At 56.6% G+C, this 2960-nt stretch carries 1 protein-coding gene; it reads right to left on the bottom strand.

All coding sequences use genetic code 11. The features are described from left to right. On the bottom strand, positions 1 to 2960 hold a 2960-nt coding region (locus tag BMI79_RS22715), incomplete at both ends, for a hemagglutinin repeat-containing protein (protein WP_208611227.1).

Genomic DNA, 2960 nt, shown 5'->3' with positions numbered 1-2960 from the left:
CCGTCTTCGTTCACCTGATGGCGTGACGAGGTGCTGCCAACAGTGAAGCCCAGCCCACCGCCGCTGAACACACCGCTCTTTTTCTTCTCATCCAACCGATAGCTTGATTGCTCTTCGGTGGCGGCCACTATCTCGACGTTATTACCTGCTTTTAGATTAATATTGCCATCACCGACCACGGCAGAACCTTTTACCGTCAGGTCGTTACCCGCCAACAACGACACGTTGTTGCCGCTGAGCAGTGAGCCTTTTTCCTGCGTCGCGTAGTCTTCCCGCACCGTATGGGTGGTGGTCTTCGACAGGAAGCCTTTCTTGGTTTTGGTCTCTTCAAAGAAGTGATAATCGCTTTCGGTGGCGCTGTTGAGCGTGAGATCCCGCCCGGCGTTCACCGCCACGTCACCGCTGGCCTGTACCTGTGCCGCATTCAAGGTTGCATCGCGTTCGGCACGAATGGTGGTGTTGCCACCGCTGGCAATCTCCGTACCCTGCTGGCGAATGGCTTCGTCCACCTGCTGGCGTTTGCCGCCTTTGCTTTCGCTGTACTCGCTGGTCTGTTGGGTAGTGAGGTTCACGTCACGCCCGGCGCTCAGGCTGACGTCGTTATCTGCTACTATCGCCGCCGCCTGCGCGTTCACATCCCGCCCAGCGCCTAACGTCAAATCACCGCCGCTGGTCAGTGTGCTGCGCGTCGCACCGTTGCTGCGCTGCTCGTCACCGTTGCTTTTCTGCCGCGTGCTCTCTTCCTGTGTTTGCAGGTTGATATCACGCCCGGCCATCACGGTGGCATCGCTCTGGCTGCCCACCTGGCTGGCCTGCACATTCACATCTCGGCCTGCATTCACGACCAGCGGTCCACCGGCGCTGATTTCACTGGCCTGGCTGCTGTGCGTCTCGCTCTCTTTTACGCTGTTCCAGGTCTGGCGCTTGTCGGCATCGTAGGTGCTGTTCGCCAGAATATTGATATCGTTACCCGCCGACAGAGCCATGGCCCCACCGGAGGTCACTGTCGCCCCCAGAATATCGATGTTGTTCCCGGCGCTCAGGCTCAACGAGTCTCCGGCCCGAATGGTGCCGATATCACCCACTTCCGTGTGCGACAGGGACAGGCTTTGTGACAGCCAGCCGCCCGTTGTGCCTTGCGCTGCCCACTGGCGGGTCAGCGTCTGGTTGATGATGTTGCCATCCAGGCTTTCCAGCGCGACGCGGTTACCGCTGAGGGTAGAGCCGATGTTGCTGATATCGCCGATAGCACTCAGTTGCAGTGAACCTGCCGCATTCAGCAACCCACCGTTCAGGTTGTTGATCGCCCCCTGGCTGGTCACGTTCAGACGTTCGCCACCCTGAAGGGTGCTGCCGCTGTTGGTCAGGCTGCCCGCATTCAGGTTCACCTGGTTACCGCCGATCACGCTGCCGTTCAGTACCACCGTATCCTTGCTCGACAGGTACAGTTTCGGGGCCAGTACCGTCTGGCCGTTGACCGTCACCGGCTCCCACCAGACGATACTCTTGTCCAATGCAGCGACCTGCTGCGGCGTCAGGCTGACACCAAACTTCAGGCCCAGCCCGGTTTGCGCCTGCGCGGCGTTGTCGATCAGATATTGCATCTGCGCCATATCAGAACCGACGCCATTGATATAACGTTGGCCTGTCTGGTGCAGCACGGCGTTACTGATATAGCGAGTATCAAAAGCTGCATCCCCGAGGAAGCGATAGTCGTAATCCGGGCGCAGGTTCAGGCGGTCAAGGAAATAGGCCGAGCCGATAAACTGCGTTTCGTTGGTGTAACGGCTGTCATTTTCCTGCGGGTCACTGCCTGGCTGTTGACCCAGTAGACTGTACAGTGAATCAAACAGGCTGTTATCAAGCTGCCCCAGGCCGTTCAGTTTCGGGTTGGTGGTGATAAGGTACGGGCTGTTCGGATCCGGGTTCGGTACGAAGCGGCCATCGCTGCCGTTCGGCAACGGGTAGTCCGCCAGATCTGCCGCCGTGTTGCCCAGCGTGCTCAGCGCATTTTGCAGGTTGTCTTTCCAGGCTGGGGTGCCTACGGCAATGCTTGGGTCACCGGCCAGTTCCTGTGCCTGTGTGCCTTCTACGTTACCCGGTTGCTGCAGGCTATCGAGCGTAGGTGTCGCCAGCGAATGGCTGAACCCGCCTGCATTGGCAAAAAACGTGGTGTTGCTGATGTCTTGCGCGAAGTTTGCGGTGATAGCACCACCGGCCTGGATCACAGAGCGATAAACGGCGTCCCCGGGACTGTTGACATAAATAGGGGCATCAGCCAGAACATAACGCACTGTCCTGTCTTCGGCATCATCATCCAAAAACAGGATATCTTCATACGTGAAAAGTTTCCCGGAAGAACTGTAACCAAAATCGATAAACCTAAAGTCATGAGCCGCCTGAGGATCTGAACAGTCGAAAAGACACTCATAACGATATTGATAAACATGATAGACGGATTGCTTGCCCGCCACCGCCGAGGTGTTATTCAGCAGGTTACCAGAGAGCGCCATTGCACCCTGCGCCAGGATGTCACTGGCATTGTTTTCCAGCGTCGCGGCCTCAATACGCATATCCCGCCCCGAGGCAATACGGCCTGCCCCACCGTTTGCAGTGACTGAGAGGCCCGATTCACTCACAAGAAAAGTTTTCTCATCCTGTACTTTTTTAAAGGCTAGCCGGTAGATGTCGTAACAGGAATTCTCACTGGAGCACGTGTCCCACATGTAAAAACCCAGATCGCTGATATCCATATCAACCAGTTTCACGTCGATATACAACTGCTCAGGCGCAAGATATTCGGTATAGGTAGACTCGATCTTCAGCCCATCACGCTGATTCAGCAAATGTGTGGTGTTAAGGGTGATATCGCCGTTTTCGGTTTCGAGGGTGCCAGACGTATTGACGATTTCGCTGTTGGCATTACCTGCGGTATCGCGTTGCATCCACAGGCTGTTGCC

The organism is Serratia oryzae, assembly GCF_001976145.1.
Taxonomy (GTDB): Bacteria; Pseudomonadota; Gammaproteobacteria; order Enterobacterales; family Enterobacteriaceae; genus Chania; species Chania oryzae.
The sequence above is the reverse complement of the archived record's forward strand: the minus strand, read 5'-3'. Positions and strand labels throughout refer to the sequence as shown.